Genomic DNA, 18,492 nt, shown 5'->3' on the forward strand with positions numbered 1-18,492 from the left:
CTCTACTCTTTGATCAGATGGTGGAAGGTTGCGGCATGAGCGGGTCAGAAGAGGACTTACCCGAGCGCAACAGGAAGATGGAGATAAACGTGGTGCTGAAGACCAGTAGCCCCATGATGAGATAGGACTGGGCAAAGCCGTATTTCTCATAGCTGTAACCTGCCAGCGGCGACAGCACCGAGGCAATCACCGAGCTTGTACAGGCAAAGCCCACCAGATAGAGGGTGGAAGAGAGTCGCTTATCAAAATGCAGGCTGTTGTATTTAAAGATGGAGACCAGCAAAACGGGCAGCTCAACCGCGTGCAATAGCTTGGTAATGGAGATCAACACCGGTCCCTCAACCAGACCCGATGCCACCATACGCATCGCCATCACCATTCCGGCGAAAATCAGGCCGTTTTTCGCACCGAGGCGATTCACCAGCCACGGGGCGCAAAACATGCCCGCCGCCTCAAGGAAAACCTGGAAGGAGTTGAGATAGCCGTACATGGCGTTTCCTTCCTGCAGCGTCGGGAACTGTGAGGAGAAATAGACCGGGAACTGCTGGTCGTAGACGCCATAAATACAGGTGCCGATAACAAAAAACACCAGCGCCCAGAACCGCGGTAGCGTCAGCAGGCGCAAGGCATCTTCCAGCGTGACCTTACCGCCGGATACCGCCTCCTGCATGGCGTGCGGGGCCGAAGAGACTCTTAGGCGCGCCAGCAAAACAAAAAACACCAGCCCGGCGCAGCTCGCGACAGCAAAGTTCAGCTTCGGGTTAATGTTAAACAGGAGCCCCGCAAAAAAGGTTGCCGCCGCCCAGCCCAGCGATCCCCACATCCTCGCCTTGCCGAACTCAAACTGGCTCTGGCGGGCCACGCGCTCGGTATAGGATTCCAGTACACCAATCCCGCCGTTAAACGTCAGCCCAATATAAATCCCGCCGAAAATACTGCCGAGTAACACGTTAATCTGCAGCAGATAACCAAACAGCAGGAAGGCCGGACCGGAAAGTATGAGCAGGCTGGTCAGAAACCAGAGCAGGTTTTTTCGCAGGCCGAGTTTGTCCTGAATGAAGCCGTAGCAGATTTGCGCGCACAGCGCGGAGACGGACAGCACGGCATAGATGACCCCCGTATCCCCTGCCTTTAACCCCACCTCCTGGTGAAGCCAGATAGAGAGCAACGAGCCGGAAGATGACCACGTGACAAAAAAGAAAAACAGTAATGCGCTTAATAAAGGGTAGCTGTGAGAGTGATGCGTTTTCATCATGACATTCTCATGTTGGAGTAATGACGCAATGGTAACGTTAACATTTACGTTTTCTCATGCTGTTTGGCTGAAATTTAAGATGTTAATCACGAAAGTTAACGTTAACATTAAGAGAATGAGATCGCGATCAAATATTCATCACTGAGGTAAACATGACCCGGCCTGGGCATCAGCCTTTCTTTTACATCAGCGACTTAGTTGTATACCCTTTCCCGCAGAGCATTAACGGAGTAAGACAATGGCTTCCCTGAAGGACGTCGCAAAGCTGGCTAACGTATCGCTGATGACGGTCTCCCGCGCGCTGAACAGCCCGGAGCGCCTTAAACCTGAAACGCTGGCGCGCGTTCAGCTGGCTATCGAGCAGACCAGCTACGTTCCTGACCTGTCCGCCAAGAAAATTCGCGGCGCGCATGCCTCGCCTAAAACCATAGGCGTACTGGCGCTCGATACGGTGACGACACCTTTTTCGGTGGAGATCACGCTGTCAATTGAAGAGACGGCCAGAATGCACGGCTGGAACAGCTTCGTGATGAATATGTTTACCGATGACAACCCGGACGCCATTGTCGACCTTCTTCTCTCTCATCGGCCTGACGGAATTATCTACACCACCATGGGGCTACGTCAGGTTCCTCTCCCGGCTAAACTCCTCACCCTTCCCTGCGTGCTGGCCAACTGCGAAAGTGACGGCGAAAAGGTTGCCAGCTATATTCCCGATGATGAACAGGGGCAATATACCGCCGTGCGGGCGTTACTCGCGCAGGGTTATCGACGCCCTCTCTGCCTGCATTTGCCTGCGGGGCATCTGGCCACAACCCGTCGTCGTCAGGGGCTGGAGCGTGCATGCCGTGAAGCGGGGCTCGATCCGGACGGCCTGGCGCACAGCTATATGGCACCCGGCGATGAGCACTATCGCGACATTCCGTCAGTATTGCTGGCTCACATCCTGAATGGCATTCCCCGATTCGACGCGGTTATCTGCGGCAACGATCGTATCGCGTTTATGGTGTATCAGACGCTGCTGGGGCAAGGGCTTCGCATACCGGAAGATGTCGCCGTTATCGGCTATGACAATATGGTGGGCATTGGAGAGTTGTTCCTGCCGCCACTCACGACGGTTCAACTGCCGCACTATGAAATTGGTCGCCTGAGCGCCTTGCATATTATTAACGGTGAAGAGCATCTGGAAACCACACGCGTAGAAAGTCCATTTTTACTGCGTGATTCTGTTGCGCATGTAACGTAAGCCTGCTTTTTTGCCCATGACCCAAAAACAGGGAGCGTCCCCCTCTTTTTTGCCGTTCGATGGCACGTTTTGTCACACTCTTTTCTGTGTCTTTACACGCCGGGTAAACGGGCCGTAACGCGCTGTTTTTATTTGGCATAAAATGCAATTTTCTTTTTAAAAATGGGGATATTTTCTCCCCACAGCCGCTTGTCACAAAACAGTAAACAAATTAACCATTGAGCCCCGTGGCAAAAGGCTCTATATTGGCGGCGTTTTTTTCAGGCCCCCATCTGTTTTTTAACTTTTTATTCAATCGTGGCTCATAACGAAGCGGCGGTTGTAGGAGTGATATGATGACGGATAAAGTCCGTATTGACACCGTAGATGCCCACAAAAGCAACGAAACCTATCTGGCCCGTCAGGCCGAGTTTGAATCTAACGTCAGGAGTTATCCGCGCAAACTGCCTTTAGCCATCACTAAAGCAGAAGGCGTGTGGATCACCGATGCAGATAATAAAGAATACCTTGACTGTTTAGCAGGCGCGGGGACCCTTGCGCTTGGCCATAACCATCCTGATGTGCTGAAAAGCATCCAAAATGTCATTACCAGCGGCTTGCCGTTACATACCCTGGATCTGACTACGCCTCTGAAAGACGCGTTTTCTGAATACCTGCTCTCTCTGCTGCCTGGTCAGGGCAAAGAGTACTGCCTGCAGTTCACCGGTCCATCCGGTGCTGACGCCGTTGAAGCGGCGCTGAAGCTGGCGAAAAAAGTGACCGGTCGTAGCGGTATCATCAGCTTCTCTGGTGGTTACCACGGTATGACCCACGGCGCGCTGTCCGTGACCGGCAACCTGTCTCCAAAAGAAGCGGTTGACGGTATGATGCCAGAAGTACAGTTCATGCCTTACCCGCACGAGTACCGTTGCCCGCTGGGTATCGGTGGTGAAGCGGGCGTGAAAGCGCTGACTTACTACTTCGATAACCTGATCAACGACGTTGAAAGCGGCGTGCGTAAACCTGCTGCGGTGATTCTGGAAGCCGTTCAGGGCGAAGGCGGCGTGAACCCGGCTCCGGCTGAGTGGCTGCAGCGCATCCGTAAAGTGACTCAGGAACACGGCATTCTGCTGATCCTCGACGAAGTTCAGGCTGGCTTTGCCCGTACCGGTAAATTCTTCGCCTTCGAACACGCGGGCATTGAGCCAGACATTATCGTGATGTCTAAAGCCGTAGGTGGCGGTCTGCCGCTGGCCGTGCTCGGTATCAAAAAGCAGTTCGACGCATGGGCGCCAGGTCACCACACCGGTACCTTCCGCGGCAACCAGCTGGCGATGGCAACCGGTCTGACGACGCTGAAAATCCTGAAAGACCAGAACATCGCAGGCAAAGTGGCTGCACAGGGCGAATGGCTGAAAGGCCAGCTGAAAGAGATGGCGAAACGCTATCCTGTTATCGGCCACGTGCGCGGCCTGGGCATGATGATCGGTATTGAGATCGTTAAGCCACACGAAGCCGCTGACCACATGGGCTGCTTCCCGGGCGACGGCGAGCTGTCTGCACTGATTCAGAAGAAGTGCTTCGAAGCCGGTCTGATTCTGGAGCGCGGTGGCCGTAACGGTATCGTTCTGCGTCTGCTGCCGTCTCTGCTGATCAGCGACGAAGAGCTGAAAATCTTCCTGGATAAATTTGAGCAGGCACTGCTTGCTGCGGGCGTTCGCCCGGCGTAACCGGAGTTATTGATTACGATGTCTGATTCAAACCCAATTTTGTTCTCCTCTGCGCAGAGCATTGAAGCTTATCAGCAGGCGATCGAACAAAGCACTCAGGCTGTGATGCAGTGGCTGAAACAGCCTGAGATGTACCAGGGCAAAACGGTCGCAGAACTGCGCGACCGTATTAAGCTGGATTTCAACCCGAAAGGGCTGGGCAACGAAGCGGCGATTGAACGCGCCGTGGAGTTCTTCCTGAAAGACAGCCTGTCCGTTCATCACCCGCAGTGTGTGGCGCACCTGCACTGCCCAAGCCTGGTGGTAAGCCAGGCGGCGGAAGTGCTGATCAACGCCACTAACCAGAGTATGGACTCCTGGGATCAAAGCCCGTCCGCAACCATTATTGAGATCAAGCTGATCGAGTGGCTGCGTACCCGCGTGGGTTATCAGGCCGGCGACGCAGGTGTCTTCACCAGCGGCGGTACCCAGAGCAACCTGATGGGCCTGATGCTGGCTCGCGATGCGTTCTTCGCGCGTCAGGGTCACTCCGTTCAGCAGGACGGTCTGGTGGGAGATCTGCGCAAAATTCGCGTGCTGTGCTCCGAGAACGCGCACTTCTCCGTGCAGAAAAACATGGCACTGATGGGCCTGGGCTACCAGTCCGTGGTGCAGGTGAAAACGGACGAATTCTCCCGCATGGATCTGACCGATCTGGCGGCGAAAATTGAACAGTGCAATGCGAACGGCGAGCAGATTCTGGCGATCGTCGCGACGGCAGGTACCACCGATGCCGGTGCTATCGACCCGCTGCGCGCGATTGCAGAACTGGCCGCGAAGCAGAACATCTGGGTACACGTTGATGCAGCCTGGGGCGGCGCGCTGCTGATGTCCGAGCAGTATCGTCACTACCTTGATGGCATTGAGCTGGTGGATTCAGTGACCCTGGACTTCCACAAACAGTTCTTCCAGACCATCAGCTGCGGCGCGTTCCTGCTGAAAGAAGCGCGTCACTATGAGCTGATGCGCTATCAGGCGGCCTACCTGAACTCTGAGTTCGACGAAGAAGCGGGTGTGCCTAATCTGGTGTCCAAATCTCTGCAGACCACCCGTCGTTTTGACGCGCTGAAGCTGTGGATGAGCCTGGAAGCGCTGGGTCAGGAGCAATACGCGGCGATCATCGATCACGGCGTGACCCTGGCACAGCAGGTTGCGGCCTACGTGAAAGCGCAGCCTGCGCTGGAACTGGTTATGCAGCCGCAGCTGGCAAGCGTTCTGTTCCGCTTCCGCGGTCAGGTGCAGATGGATGACGCTGGCATCGCCCTGCTGAACCAGAAAATTGGTGACGCGCTGCTGGAATCCGGCCGTGCGAACGTCGGTGTGACCGAGCATAACGGCGTGACCTGCCTGAAGCTGACGCTGCTGAACCCAACCGTGACGCTGGAAGATATCAAAATCCTGCTGTCTCTGGTTGAGCGCACCGCGCAGGAAGTTCTGGCTAAGTAATACAACACCCCTCTTCCGCCGGGAGAGGGGTTATTTTTACAGCCCTGCCCACCACATCCTTAATTTTAATCCCCAGTAGCTCGTCCAGCCCGTTGTGGTACTCACCACGTTCCCCTTCGACACAACCACCAGCGTTGGCGTGACGCTCACCTGCCATTGCTGCGACAAAGCACCGTTTGCATCGTTAATCACCGGCATTTTCAGCTGTTTCTTTTCAACCCAGCGCGCAAGCTTTGCATTGTCACCAGAGCGCATGGCGATACTCACCACGTTCCCGCCCTCTTCTGCCAGTTGATTAACCGAGGGCGTCGTATAACGGCATATGCTGCACCATGTCGCCCAGACGTAAATCAGCAGCGGGCGCTCCTGGCTGAGCGCCGCGATATCATGAATGTTGCCGTCGATGCTCTGCATCGGTGTTGCGCTAAAACTGGCGGGGAGTATCGGTTTTCGATATTGATCCACACCCCACACTACGGCCAGCGTCAGCAGAACGAATATTATCCCTTCCCGCGCCCAGCGGCGCAGTCGATTGTTTTTGCGGTTGTCCATTGTGACCTCGTGTTTTAACGGAGGTCATCTTAGCGGGCATTACACCACTATGCTGTAAAGAAGTGTCGCGTCTGTTTGCTGGTAAAGATCATTTCATCGATGAGGCTTACCAAACGGAAAACGGTTATCAGGTAGGTTCATTTTTGTTACATTTTTTTTCGAACAAGCCATAGTCTGATATTTAAAATAGGCAGGTTGCCGTATTGTTGACAGGCAAAATCAAACTTAAAAACCGTTCAACTGGAGAAAAAATGGCTAAGTGTAAATGGCTGCTTCTGGGTGTCGTGATGTCTCTGGCAAGCGCGGCGAATGCAGCACCACAAGCGGCATCCGGCATCAAGGCCTATGAAGAACAAGAGTTCATCGCTGACTTCACGAAATTCAAAATTGGCGACACGGCGCCGGCGCAGTATCAAACGCCGGAGTACACCATCAAACAGTACCAGCTGCGTAACCTGCCGGCTCCGGATGCCGGAACCCACTGGACCTACATGGGCGAGAACTATGTGCTGATCGGCGATGCGGACGGCAAAATCTACAAAGCCTACAATGGAGATATTTTCTATCACCGCTAATACCATCCTGATTCGCCCCTGGCAGGAAAGCGATCGCCCTTTCCTGCGCACGCTTTTCCTCCACGCCCGGCGTGAAGCCTGGCCATGGCTGGACGGTTCAGACTGGCAGCTTGAAGACTTTGACGCGGTAACGCGTGACGAAGTGATTTGGGTTGCCACGCAGAACGGCCATCGCCTGGGTTTTGCTTCCGTCTGGACGAACGATAATTTCCTGCACAACCTGTTTGTAGATCCGCAGTATCAGAGCATGGGCGTCGGGCATGAGTTGCTTGAACACGTGCAGAAAACGTTTACCAGTACGGGTTCGCTTAAGTGTCTGGTGAAGAATGCGCGGGCTATTGCGTTTTACCAGCGGCACGGCTGGCACATTGAGGCGACGGGTGATTCTCCGGACGGAGAGTACTATCTGATGCATTATCGGCTAGAGTAAGTCAGGTGGCGCTTCGCTTACCTGACCTACAAAACCGTATTTCGTAGGCCGGGTAAGGCGAAGCCGCCACCCGGCAATCCAGCGCTGGGGAATTACACCGCGCGGAACGCGATTTCGCCCGGGATCACTTCGCCCTGCCAGTAAAGCTGCGCCGCAACGCGTCCCGCCAGCTGGCGATACATATCTGCAAATTCGCTGTCCGGACGGCTGACGACCGTCGGTTTTCCGCTGTCCAAATCTTCACGCAGGGTAATGTGCAGCGGCATCTGCCCAAGCAGTTGGGTGTGATACTTCGCGGCCAGTTTTTCTGCGCCACCGGTACCGAAGATAGGTTCGTGGTGACCGCAGTTGCTGCAGATGTGCATGCTCATGTTCTCAACGATACCGAGCACCGGCACTTCCACCTTCTCGAACATTACGATGCCTTTTTTGGCGTCGATCAGCGCGATATCCTGCGGCGTCGTCACCACAACGGCCCCCGTGACCGGAATGTTTTGCGCCAGCGTCAGCTGAATGTCACCGGTGCCCGGCGGCATATCCAGTACCAGATAATCCAGATCCGGCCACATCGTCTCCTGCAGCATCTGCAGCAGCGCTTTGCTGGCCATCGGGCCGCGCCAGACCATGGCGTTATCGTCAGTCACCAGATAACCGATGGAGTTGGTCGCCAGACCGTGAGCCATGATTGGCGCCATGTGGGTGCCGTCCGGCGAGGTTGGACGCTGGTTTTCCGCACCCAGCATGTTCGGAATAGACGGACCGTAGATATCCGCATCCAGAATGCCGACCTTTGCCCCTTCCGCCGCCAGCGCGAGCGCCAGGTTAACGGCGGTAGAGGATTTCCCTACCCCACCCTTACCCGAGCTGACGGCAATGATATTTTTCACGCCGTTCACGCCAGGCTGGTTTTTCACGCGCTTCAGCGTGGCGATGCTGTGGCTCAGCTTCCAGTCAATCGCCTTCGCGCCGGTAATGCGCAGCAGCTCAGAGCTGGTCTGCTCTTTCAGTGCGTCAAAGGCGCTGGTCCAGACGAACGGCATCTGCAGTTCAATGTGCAGGGTATCGTCCAGCCAGGCAACGTGGTGTAACGCTTTCAGCGTAGTGAGATTGTGCTTCAGGGTTGGATGCTGAAAGTTAGCCAGCGTCCCGGCGACCATTGCTCGTAAGGCTTCCGGTGATTTGGCCTGGGATTGAGAACTCATCCCGACTCCTTTGTTCTTGTGAATAAGACCTTAGATGAACAAGTTTACCTGAAAGGCCGTGGTTTGTGCTTACTTAATAATGCCCCTTTTGGTAATATCGAAAACCCTTTTCACAGTTAAAAGAAGTAATGCCTACTATGACTCAAGTCGCGAAGAAAATTCTGGTAACGTGCGCACTGCCGTACGCCAACGGCTCAATCCACCTCGGCCACATGCTGGAGCATATCCAGGCTGATGTCTGGGTCCGTTACCAGCGAATGCGCGGCCACGAGGTTAATTTCATCTGTGCGGACGATGCCCACGGCACGCCGATCATGCTGAAAGCGCAGCAGCTGGGGATCTCCCCGGAGCAGATGATTGCCGAAATGAGTCAGGAGCATCAGACTGATTTTGCTGGCTTTGACATCAGCTATGACAACTATCACTCCACGCACAGCGACGAAAACCGCGAGCTGTCGGAGCTGATCTACACCCGTCTGAAAGAGAATGGTTTTATCAAAAACCGCACCATCTCTCAGCTGTACGATCCGGAAAAAGGCATGTTCCTGCCGGACCGTTTCGTCAAAGGCACCTGTCCGAAATGTAAATCCCCGGACCAGTACGGCGATAACTGCGAAGTGTGCGGCGCAACCTACAGCCCGACCGAGCTTATCGAGCCGAAATCCGTGGTTTCTGGTGCCACGCCTGTCATGCGTGACTCCGAGCATTTCTTCTTCGACCTGCCGTCCTTCAGCGAAATGCTGCAGGCGTGGACCCGCAGCGGCGCGCTGCAGGAGCAGGTGGCGAACAAAATGCAGGAGTGGTTCGAATCCGGCCTGCAGCAGTGGGATATCTCCCGCGATGCGCCGTACTTCGGCTTTGAAATCCCGAACGCGCCGGGCAAATACTTCTACGTCTGGCTGGATGCGCCAATCGGCTACATGGGCTCCTTCAAGAACCTGTGTGACAAGCGTGGCGACACCGTGAGCTTCGACGAATACTGGAAGAAAGATTCCACGGCAGAGCTGTACCACTTCATCGGTAAAGACATCGTTTACTTCCACAGCCTGTTCTGGCCGGCCATGCTGGAAGGCAGCAACTTCCGCAAGCCAACCAACCTGTTCGTACACGGCTACGTGACGGTGAACGGCGCGAAGATGTCCAAGTCCCGCGGTACGTTCATCAAAGCCAGCACCTGGCTGAACCACTTCGATGCGGACAGCCTGCGCTACTACTACACCGCGAAGCTCTCTTCCCGCATCGACGATATCGACCTGAACCTGGAAGATTTCGTGCAGCGCGTGAACGCGGACATCGTCAACAAGGTGGTGAACCTGGCCTCCCGTAACGCGGGCTTTATCGCCAAACGCTTTGACGGCCTGATGGCGGCTGAACTGGCTGACCCTGCCCTGTACAAAACCTTTACCGACGCGGCAGCTACCATTGGCGACGCGTGGGAAACTCGTGAGTTCGGTAAAGCCGTGCGCGAAATCATGGCGCTGGCCGACCTGGCAAACCGCTATGTGGACGAGCAGGCACCGTGGGTTGTCGCTAAACAGGAAGGTCGCGATGCCGATCTGCAGGCGATCTGCTCTATGGGCATCAACCTGTTCCGCGTGCTGATGACGTACCTGAAGCCGGTTCTGCCACAGCTGGCGGCCCGTGCCGAAGCATTCCTGAACACCGAACTGACCTGGGATGCCATCCAGCAGCCGCTGCTCGGCCACAAGGTGAACACCTTTAAAGCGCTGTACAACCGCATCGAGATGAAGCAGGTTGAAGCCCTGGTGGAAGCGTCTAAAGAAGAGGTTAAAGCGGCTGCGGCACCGGTCACCGGCCCGCTGGCAGACGATCCGATTCAGGAAACCATTACCTTCGACGATTTCGCTAAAGTCGACCTGCGCGTGGCGCTGATTGAGAACGCGGAGTTCGTGGAAGGCTCTGACAAGCTGCTGCGCCTGACGCTGGATCTGGGCGGCGAGAAGCGTAACGTCTTCTCCGGCATCCGTTCAGCCTACCCGGACCCGCAGGTGCTGATCGGTCGTCAGACCGTGATGGTGGCGAACCTGGCGCCGCGCAAAATGCGCTTCGGCATCTCTGAGGGGATGGTGATGGCTGCAGGCCCTGGCGGGAAAGATATCTTCCTGTTAAGCCCTGACGAAGGCGCGAAGCCTGGCCAGCAGGTGAAATAACAAAAAAGCCGGAGATAATCTCCGGCTTTTTTTATGGTTTAGGATGATGCACCCGGTGGGTCAGCCCGCGCAGGAAATTACGCAGGAACTGGTCGCCGCACTCGCGGTAGTTTTTATGATCCGGCGCGCGCATCATGGCGGTGACTTCCGGCACGGATACGCGGAATTTTTGCTCGGTCATGATCGCCACGATATCGTCCGTTTTCAGCGAGAACGCGATACGCAGCTTTTTCAGCACCGTGTTATTGTTCACGCGACGCTCCAGCGCCAGCTCTGGCGCGGCAGGATCTTTGCCACGCTTATCGTAAATCAGGCCGTTCAGGAAACCCGACAGAATGATATCAGGGCAGCGGACAAAGCCCTCTTCGTCTTCTTTGGTCATCCACGTGTCAAAACCCGCAGACGTGGATTCCATGTCGGACAGCGCAAGAATGCGCACCATGTCGTTATTGTTCGCTTTCAGGGTGTAGCGCAGGCTACGAAGAATATCGTTACTTAGCATAGAGCCTTCGAATGTCGATGATGCAATGGCGCGCAGTGTACCAGCTTTACAGCCCAATCGCCTCTTTCAAACTCTTCAGGTAGCGGCGGCTGACGGGTACCGTTTGCCCGGCACGCAGCACCAGTTCGGCCTGGCCGTTATCTTCCAGGCGGATCTCCTTCAGGTGCGCCATGTTCACCAGATACTGGCGGTGGCAGCGGATCAGCGGCGTGCGGCTCTCGAGCGTGCGAAGGGTCAGCTCGGTAAATCCTTCGTTCCCTTCCGCGCTGGTGACAAACACCCCGCTCAGGCGGCTGCTGACGAACGCCACATCATCCATCTGCAGAAGATAGATCCGGCTGTGCCCGGTGCAGGGGATAAACTTCAGCGGCTGCTGGTTCTCCGGCAGCAGCGTGACGTCCTGTGCGGTTCTCTCCTGGCGTAAACGGGTGAGCGTTTTTTCAAGGCGCTTCTCTTCGATCGGCTTGAGTAGATAGTCAAACGCGTGCTCCTCAAAGGCCTTAACGGCATATTCGTCGAACGCCGTCAGAAACACGATGTAGGGACGATGTTCCGGGTCGAGCATGCCGACCATCTCCAGGCCGCTGATGCGGGGCATCTGAATATCAAGGAACAGCACGTCCGGGCGCAGCTTGTGCACCGCGCCGATGGCCTCAATGGCGTTGGCGCACTCACCCACAATCTCAATATCCGGTTGCTCCTGCAGCAGAACGCGCAGGTTTTCCCGTGCCAGCGGCTCATCATCCACAATCAGCACTCTTAACATGCGTTCTCCTCCAGCGGCAGTCGTACGGTAATACGGGTAAATCGGTCGGGCTCGCAGGCGACGGTTATGCCACAGTCATCGCCAAAATGGGCACGCAGGCGTTTATCCACCAGGCTCATCCCTAAACCGCCGGAGGCGGAAGGCTGATAAAGTCCGGCATTATCTTCAATATCCAGCACCAGGTGATGGTTGAAACGGCTGGCGGCAATGGTTATTTCCCCTGTACCCAGAAGCTGTGACGTGCCGTGCTTAATGGCGTTTTCGACAATAGGCTGCAGGGTAAAAGCCGGGAGGTGCTGATACGCCAGCTCGTCCGGCACGGAGAGCGTCACCTGCAGGCGCGACTGGAAACGCGCCTGCTCAATCTGCAGATAGGCGTTCACGTGCTCAATCTCGTCGGCGAGGGTCACGATCTCAGACGGCCGCTTCAGATTCTTGCGGAAAAAGGTCGACAGAAACTGCACCAGCTGCGCGGCCTGATCGCTGTCGCGGCGGATCACCGCTTTGAGCGTGTTGAGGGCATTAAACAGGAAATGCGGGTTGACCTGGGCATGCAGCAGCTTAATTTCAGACTGCGTCAGCAGGGCTTTCTGCCGCTCATACTGTCCGGCGAGGATTTGTGCGGACAGCAGCTGGGCTATCCCCTCCCCCAGCGTGCGGTTGATCGAGCTGAAAAGACGGTTTTTTGCCTCATACAGCTTGATAGTCCCCATCACCCGCTGATTTTCCCCGCGCAGCGGAATCACCAGCGTGGAGCCCAGCTTGCACTGCGGATGCAGCGAACAGCGATAAGGCACTTCGTTACCGTCGGCATACACCACTTCGCCGGTTTCGATGGCGCGCAGCGTATAGGCTGAGGAGATCGGTTTACCAGGCAGATGGTGATCGTCCCCTGTGCCGGTAAAGGCCAGCAGCCGCTCGCGGTCGGTTATGGCCACCGCGCCGATATCCAGCTCCTTGTAGAGCACCTGCGCGACCTTCATGCTGTTTTCTTCGTTAAACCCCTGGCGCAGGATCCCTTCGGTCGAGGCGGCGACCTTCAGCGCCGTGGCGGAAAACGCCGAGGTGTACTTCTCAAACATAGCGCGCTTGTCGAGCAGAATGCGCATAAACAGCGCCGCACCCACGGTGTTAGTCACCATCATCGGGGCGGCAATGCTGTTGACCAGGTGCAGCGCATCTTCAAACGGACGCGCAATGAGCAGAATGATCGCCATCTGCGCCATTTCGGCCACAAAGGTAATGGCACCTGCGGTGAGCGGGCTGAAGACTTTATCCGGACGGCCGCGCTTAATCATATAGCTGTGCACCAGGCCGCCGAGCAGCCCTTCCACGATCGTGGAGATCATGCAGCTCAGGGCCGTCATCCCGCCCATGGAATAGCGATGCAGCCCCCCGGTTAAACCGACAAGGCCACCGACGACGGGACCGCCCAGCAGCCCCCCCATCACCGCGCCAATCGCGCGCGTGTTGGCAATAGAGTCTTCGATATGGAGACCAAAATAAGTCCCCATGATGCAGAAAATAGAGAAGGTGACGTAGCAGAGCAACTTATGCGGCAGACGAACGGTGACCTGCATCAGCGGGATAAACAGGCGCGTTTTGCTCATCAGCCAGGCAATGACAAGAAACACGCACATCTGCTGAAGCAACAGCAGCACCAGATTAAACTCGTACATACTCAAAACCGCACACGCTAAAAACGCGTAACATACACTGATGCGGGGTTACTTTCTTTGAAGCATTCCAAAAAAGCACAAAATCGTGTCCGTTATCACACCTTTTTCTGAATATCGTGCATGCTTCGCATTGTTTGTTCAAAAATCAATCAGTCCTTCCTGGTTCGCAAAAGTGGGTCTACAGTTAAGCTGGGAACGCGTAAGCCAGGGGGCGAATATGGCGTTTTACACGATAGGTGAAGTGGCACTCCTTTGTGATATCAATCCCGTTACCCTACGGGCGTGGCAGCGACGGTATGGATTGCTCAAACCGCAAAGGACCGACGGCGGGCATCGCCTTTTCAATGAGGCCGATATTGACCGCATCCGCGAGATTAAGAGCTGGATCGACAACGGGGTGCAGGTCGGCAAAGTGAAGTCTCTGCTGAGCCACGACGACCCGGACACGCAGCACCTCTGGCGCGAACAGCAGGAAACCCTGCTGCGGCTCCTGCAGGCGGGCAATCTTCAGCGCCTGCGCGCATGGATAAAAGAGCAGGGCCGCGACTATCCGGCACAGACGCTGATCTCCCATCTTTTCATCCCGCTCCGTCGACGCCTGCAGTGCCAGCAGTCCACCCTGCAGGCGCTGCTCAGCATGCTCGACGGGGTGCTGATCAACTATATTGCCGTCTGCCTTGCCTCAGCGAAGAACAAAGCCGGAAAAGATGCGCTGGTAGTGGGCTGGAACGTGCACGATACCACCCGCCTGTGGCTGGAAGCGTGGATTGCTACCCAGAAGGGCTGGCGCGTGGATGTTCTGGCGCACTCGCTGGCTCAGCTTAAGCCTGAGTTTTTCGACGGCCAGACCCTGCTGGTCTGGTGTGGCGAAGTGCCGTCCGCCACGCAGCAGCAGCTTCTGATGGAATGGCGAGAAAATGGTTACCCGGTTTATTCCCTTGGGCCGGATGAGCCATAACGGCATTTAATGGTTCATTAACAGCTGCGCTTCACCGTATAATTGTTCCGTTAACAACAGGAGCACATGATGAAGGCAACCAAACTGGCCATTATTACCCTTTTTGTCCTGATGGCCGTGAGCGGTATCGGCGGCGTAATGCTGGCAGGGTACTCGTTTATTGTTCGCGGCGGTGTCGGCTGAGGTACAGCGCCAGCCGCTCAAAAAGGCGATCGACGACGATGGCCGCCAGCGCGACCAGCACCGCACCCTGCACAATATAAGCCGTATTAAACCCGCTCAGGCCGATAATGATCGGCGTTCCCAGCGTATTGGCACCGACCGTCGACGCAATGGTCGCCGTCCCGATGTTAACGATGACCGACGTGCGGATCCCGGCAATAATAACCGGCGCCGCAAGCGGCAGTTCAACCTTGCGCAGCCGCTGGCCGCGACTCATCCCCATCCCTTCTGCCACGCTCAGCACTGCCGCCGGTACCGCCGCGAGGCCCGCCAGCGTGCCCTGCAGCACCGGCAATACGCCGTATAGAATCAGCGCAATGATGGCGGGCTGCTGACCAAAGCCCATCACCGGAACCGCTATCGCCAGCACCGCCACCGGGGGAAACGTCTGACCAATGGCCGCAATCGTCTCCACCAGCGGGCGAAACTCCCGGCCCGCAGGCCGCGTGACCGCGATGCCCGCCCCCACGCCCAGCACGATCGCGACAGCGCTTGAGAGCGCCACCAGCCAGAGATGCGCCAGGGCGAGATTAATAAAGCTCTCCTGCTGATACACCGGCCGCGGCAGCCCGGGAAAGAGGCTGTTAAACAGCGCCGCGCTGTGGGGCATCAGAAACAGCAAGGCGGCAAAGAGCGCTACCAGCCAGAGGAGCGGATCACGCAGAGCCTTCACGCGTCACCTCCCCGGCCAGCAGATCGCGAAAATGTAAGGTTCCGCACGGCGTCCCGCCGGAGTCCGAGACGGGCAATACCTCGCACTGGCGCGCGACAAACGCGGAGAGGGCATCCCGCAGGCTCATCTGCGCCTGCAGCGGTTCGCCGCTCACCGGCACCTCTTCCCGGCGCATATAGTCGCTAACCGTCCGCAGGGAGAGCAGCCTGACGCCCAGCTCGCTGCGGCCAAAAAACTCGCGCACAAAGTCGTTCTTCGGCCAGGTTAACAGCTCAAGCGGCGAGCCCTGCTGCACCACTTCGCCATGATCCATCAGCACCAGATGGTCGGCCAGACGCAGGGCTTCATCAATATCGTGCGTCACGAGAACGATCGTGCGTCCGAGAATGCGGTGAATGCGGGTCATCTCCGCCTGCAGCGCCCCGCGCGTGACCGGATCCAGCGCGCCGAAGGGTTCATCCATCAGCAGTACCTGCGGGTTGGCCGCCAGCGCGCGCGCCACGCCCACGCGCTGCTGCTGCCCGCCGGAAAGCTGGTGCGGATAGCGATCGCGCAGCGCAGGCTCTAACCCCAGCAGGGACATCAGTTCATCCACCCGGTCAGCGATTTTCGCCCGCGACCACTTCTCCAGCTGCAGCACGGTGGCGATGTTCTGCGCCACCGTCCAGTGCGGAAACAGGCCAATAGACTGAATGGCATAGCCCATCCGACGGCGCAGCTCCAGCACCGGCAGGCTGCGGATCTCTTCTCCGGCAAAGCGAATCAGCCCGCTGTCATGCTCAACCAGACGGTTGATCATCTTCAGCGTGGTGGATTTTCCCGAGCCCGAGGTGCCAATCAGCACGGAGAACGCCCCCTCGGCAAAGTTCAGGTTCAGATGGCTCGCCGCCGGGCGACCGGCAAAGGTTTTACTGACATCATGAAATTCAATCATTGGCTCTTCTCCCGAGCAGCGCGAGCCATAAGGCAAACAATGCGTCGACGACCACCGCCAGCGCAATCGTGGGCACCACGCCCAATAGCACCAGATCCAGAGCGCTGCTCAGCAGCCCCTGGAACACCAGCGCGCCAAAGCCACCCGCGCCAATCAGCGCCGCAATCACCGCCATGCCGACGGTTTGAACCGCCACCACACGCAGGCTGCGCAGCAGCAGGGGCAGCGCCAGCGGGAGCTGAATCTTCCAGAAACACTGCCGCGCGCTCATTCCCATCGCATGGGCGCTTTCCAGCACGTCAGGTGCGACCTGACCTAAGCCCGCGACCACGCCGCGCACCAGCGGAAGCAGCGCATACAGCACCAGCGCGATAAGCGCGGGCATTAACCCCGTCCCGGCGACACCGAGCGTTCCGAGCACCGGGAATGACTTCACCAACCCGGCCAGCGGCGCAATCAGCAGGCCAAACAGCGCAACGGATGGAATGGTCTGGATAACGTTGAGCACGGCAAAAACCCCACCCTGGCGTGAAGGATGGCGATAGCACCACATGCCAAGGGGGATCCCAACCAGAAGCGCCGGAACGAGCGTACCGAAGAGGATCGTCAGGTGCTGCGCGAGCGCATCATCAAACACCTCCTGACGGTTAGCGTACTCTTTTAGCAGCGAGAGGTTGTTCAGTTCCCCGCTGAACAGCAGGAGTAAAGGAATACACCATATCTGCGCATTGAGCACCCATCGCCAGACCGCGCTGGCGATGAGTCGACGAATGGCATCGCTGCTGGCCAGCAGACACAGCGCCAGCCACAGCCACAGGCCGCTGCCGATAGTGGTTCTCGCCAGCGGACTTTCCGCCGACGCCATATGCGTCGCCGCCAGTCCGGCGCTCCAGAACAGCACGATGAAGAGCCCTTCAGAGAGGAGCAGCGTCAGCCACTGCGCCGGGCGTCCCTGCCAGATCGACAGGATCACCCACGCGCTCAGCGACGCCACCAGCCACCCCGGCGTAAACGACCAGACCTGCCAGAGCGCTTTGCCCTCCCCCGACATCAGGCGGTTTGGGGCAACGTTGACAAACGGTAACGCGACCGCCGCGATAGCCACGCAGGCCAGCAGCAGCAGGACGCGGTTATGACATTTTATTGGCACAGCCCTTTCCCGTTACTTCACAAGCCCTTGTTGTTTCAGGAAGTCGGCGGCCACTTTTTTGGCATCCAGCCCCTCGACGGCAATGCTGGCATTCAGCTGCTGCAGCGTTTTTTCATCCAGCTTTTCGAAAACCGGTTTGAGCCATTCGGCAATCTCCGGATAGGCTTTCAGCACCGCCTCACGCACCACCGGGGTCGGAGCGTAAATCGGCTGTACGCCTTTAGGATCGGTCAGGGTTTGCAGGCCGAGCGCCGCCACCGGGCCGTCGGTGCCGTAGGCCATTGCCGCGTTAACGCCGGAGGTTTGCTGCGCCGCCGCTTTGATGGTTACCGCCGTGTCCCCGCCCGCCAGCGAGAGCAGCTGAGCCTGGTCGAGCTTGAAGTCGTAGGCTTTTTCGAACGCAGGAAGCGCGTCGGGACGCTCGATAAACTCCGCGGACGCAGCCAGCTTAAAGTCGCCCTTCTCTTTCAGGTAGCGGCTGAGATCCGCCAGAGAAGTCAGCTTCCCTTTCTCCGCCACGTCCTTGCGCACGGCGATAGTCCAGGTGTTGTTGGCCGGTGCCGGGGTCAGCCAGACCAGCTTGTTCTGTTCCGCGTCGAGTTTTTTGACTTTCTCATACCCGGCCTTGGCGTTTTTCCAGGCAGGATCGTTTTCATCTTTGAAGAAGAATGCGCCGTTGCCGGTGTATTCCGGGTAGATATCCAGCTCGCCGGATGTAATCGCGCCGCGCACGACGGGCGTGGTGCCGAGCTGGACTTTATTGACCGTTTTCACGCCGTGACTTTCCAGCACCTGCAAAATAATATTGCCGAGCAGCGCGCCTTCGGTATCGATCTTTGAGCCCACTTTTACCGGCTCCGCCGCCTGTAACGGCAGGCTCAGCGCCGCCAGTAACACCGCAGATCCCAACATCCCCTTTGCAATCGTCATTCCGCTATCCTCATTTTTTTGCTGCCTTTTTCAGAGGCTTGAGAGAAAAGCGT

The 18,492-nt window shown here is 57.1% G+C and carries 18 protein-coding genes; 8 read left to right on the forward strand and 10 right to left on the reverse strand.

What is annotated here, in order from left to right; genetic code table 11:
* Window positions 1-13 precede the first annotated feature (13 nt).
* The gene (locus tag ACW9E7_RS12985; RefSeq protein WP_119312181.1) at window positions 14-1,255 is read right to left on the reverse strand and encodes an MFS transporter; all 1,242 of its coding nucleotides are present in this window, start codon (window positions 1,253-1,255) and stop codon (window positions 14-16) included.
* 238 nt (window positions 1,256-1,493) lie between these two features.
* Here ACW9E7_RS12985 and ACW9E7_RS12990 point away from each other — a divergent pair, with 238 nt between their 5' ends.
* From ACW9E7_RS12990 to ACW9E7_RS13000, 3 genes are all read left to right on the forward strand, one after another.
* On the forward strand, window positions 1,494-2,501 hold the full coding sequence (locus tag ACW9E7_RS12990) for a LacI family DNA-binding transcriptional regulator (protein ID WP_136195417.1): 1,008 nt from the start codon (window positions 1,494-1,496) through the stop codon (window positions 2,499-2,501).
* Window positions 2,502-2,833: 332 nt separating this feature from the next.
* Complete coding sequence (locus tag ACW9E7_RS12995) at window positions 2,834-4,210, forward strand: diaminobutyrate--2-oxoglutarate transaminase (protein ID WP_014884533.1); 1,377 nt, start codon at window positions 2,834-2,836, stop codon at window positions 4,208-4,210.
* Window positions 4,211-4,228: 18 nt separating this feature from the next.
* On the forward strand, window positions 4,229-5,695 hold the full coding sequence (locus ACW9E7_RS13000) for a pyridoxal phosphate-dependent decarboxylase family protein (RefSeq protein ID WP_126330746.1): 1,467 nt from the start codon (window positions 4,229-4,231) through the stop codon (window positions 5,693-5,695).
* Between the two features lie 36 nt (window positions 5,696-5,731).
* On the opposite strand, the gene ACW9E7_RS13005 is transcribed toward ACW9E7_RS13000, so the two are convergent.
* Window positions 5,732-6,247, reverse strand: a complete 516-nt coding sequence (locus ACW9E7_RS13005; RefSeq protein ID WP_458727887.1) for a protein disulfide oxidoreductase — start codon at window positions 6,245-6,247, stop codon at window positions 5,732-5,734.
* A gap of 251 nt (window positions 6,248-6,498) precedes the next feature.
* Between ACW9E7_RS13005 and ACW9E7_RS13010 the strand changes: the two genes are divergently transcribed.
* Window positions 6,499-6,822: an RcnB family protein gene (locus tag ACW9E7_RS13010; RefSeq protein ID WP_048992494.1), complete on the forward strand. Its 324-nt coding sequence runs from the start codon at window positions 6,499-6,501 to the stop codon at window positions 6,820-6,822.
* On the forward strand, window positions 6,797-7,252 hold the full coding sequence (locus ACW9E7_RS13015; RefSeq protein WP_136195419.1) for a GNAT family N-acetyltransferase: 456 nt from the start codon (window positions 6,797-6,799) through the stop codon (window positions 7,250-7,252). Before ACW9E7_RS13010 ends, ACW9E7_RS13015 begins: the two co-directional genes overlap by 26 nt.
* A gap of 92 nt (window positions 7,253-7,344) precedes the next feature.
* On the opposite strand, the gene apbC is transcribed toward ACW9E7_RS13015, so the two are convergent.
* Window positions 7,345-8,454 carry an iron-sulfur cluster carrier protein ApbC gene (apbC, locus tag ACW9E7_RS13020; protein WP_127731658.1) on the reverse strand — a complete coding sequence of 370 codons (1,110 nt, stop codon included), beginning with the start codon at window positions 8,452-8,454 and terminating at the stop codon, window positions 7,345-7,347.
* Between the two features lie 137 nt (window positions 8,455-8,591).
* Here apbC and metG point away from each other — a divergent pair, with 137 nt between their 5' ends.
* On the forward strand, window positions 8,592-10,625 hold the full coding sequence (gene metG, locus ACW9E7_RS13025; RefSeq protein ID WP_458727888.1) for a methionine--tRNA ligase: 2,034 nt from the start codon (window positions 8,592-8,594) through the stop codon (window positions 10,623-10,625).
* Between the two features lie 31 nt (window positions 10,626-10,656).
* Here the strand turns inward: metG and ACW9E7_RS13030 are convergent, their stop codons facing one another.
* The 3 genes from ACW9E7_RS13030 to ACW9E7_RS13040 are packed head-to-tail and all read right to left on the reverse strand — an operon-like array spanning window position 10,657 to window position 13,572.
* Window positions 10,657-11,127 (reverse strand): YehS family protein, encoded by a 471-nt coding sequence (locus ACW9E7_RS13030; protein ID WP_271368655.1) that lies wholly within the window; start codon window positions 11,125-11,127, stop codon window positions 10,657-10,659.
* Window positions 11,128-11,173: 46 nt separating this feature from the next.
* Window positions 11,174-11,893, reverse strand: a complete 720-nt coding sequence (gene btsR / locus ACW9E7_RS13035; protein WP_045908659.1) for a two-component system response regulator BtsR — start codon at window positions 11,891-11,893, stop codon at window positions 11,174-11,176.
* Window positions 11,887-13,572, reverse strand: coding sequence for a sensor histidine kinase (locus ACW9E7_RS13040; protein WP_274240350.1), 1,686 nt, complete (start codon window positions 13,570-13,572; stop codon window positions 11,887-11,889). The genes btsR and ACW9E7_RS13040 overlap by 7 nt, the downstream gene beginning before the upstream one ends.
* 217 nt (window positions 13,573-13,789) lie before the next feature.
* Between ACW9E7_RS13040 and mlrA the strand changes: the two genes are divergently transcribed.
* Together mlrA and ACW9E7_RS13050 are read left to right on the forward strand one after the other, a co-directional pair.
* Window positions 13,790-14,530, forward strand: coding sequence for an HTH-type transcriptional regulator MlrA (gene mlrA / locus ACW9E7_RS13045; RefSeq protein ID WP_115875827.1), 741 nt, complete (start codon window positions 13,790-13,792; stop codon window positions 14,528-14,530).
* Between the two features lie 69 nt (window positions 14,531-14,599).
* Window positions 14,600-14,713, forward strand: a complete 114-nt coding sequence (locus ACW9E7_RS13050; RefSeq protein ID WP_008500895.1) for a protein YohO — start codon at window positions 14,600-14,602, stop codon at window positions 14,711-14,713.
* Here the strand turns inward: ACW9E7_RS13050 and ACW9E7_RS13055 are convergent.
* Genes ACW9E7_RS13055 through osmF form a run of 4 tightly spaced genes read right to left on the reverse strand, consistent with a single transcriptional unit; the run spans window position 14,688 to window position 18,439 of the window.
* Window positions 14,688-15,425, reverse strand: a complete 738-nt coding sequence (locus ACW9E7_RS13055) for an ABC transporter permease (RefSeq protein ID WP_458727889.1) — start codon at window positions 15,423-15,425, stop codon at window positions 14,688-14,690. The two genes, ACW9E7_RS13050 and ACW9E7_RS13055, sit on opposite strands and share 26 nt — an antisense overlap.
* Complete coding sequence (locus tag ACW9E7_RS13060; protein WP_302235104.1) at window positions 15,409-16,359, reverse strand: ABC transporter ATP-binding protein; 951 nt, start codon at window positions 16,357-16,359, stop codon at window positions 15,409-15,411. The genes ACW9E7_RS13055 and ACW9E7_RS13060 overlap by 17 nt, the downstream gene beginning before the upstream one ends.
* Window positions 16,352-17,509, reverse strand: a complete 1,158-nt coding sequence (locus ACW9E7_RS13065; protein ID WP_458727890.1) for an ABC transporter permease — start codon at window positions 17,507-17,509, stop codon at window positions 16,352-16,354. The genes ACW9E7_RS13060 and ACW9E7_RS13065 overlap by 8 nt, the downstream gene beginning before the upstream one ends.
* Window positions 17,510-17,521: 12 nt before the next feature.
* Window positions 17,522-18,439, reverse strand: a complete 918-nt coding sequence (gene osmF / locus ACW9E7_RS13070; protein ID WP_115875831.1) for a glycine betaine ABC transporter substrate-binding protein OsmF — start codon at window positions 18,437-18,439, stop codon at window positions 17,522-17,524.
* Between the last annotated feature and the right edge of the window lie 53 nt (window positions 18,440-18,492).

The sequence above is a fragment of the Enterobacter sp. H2G27 genome (assembly GCF_054403075.1).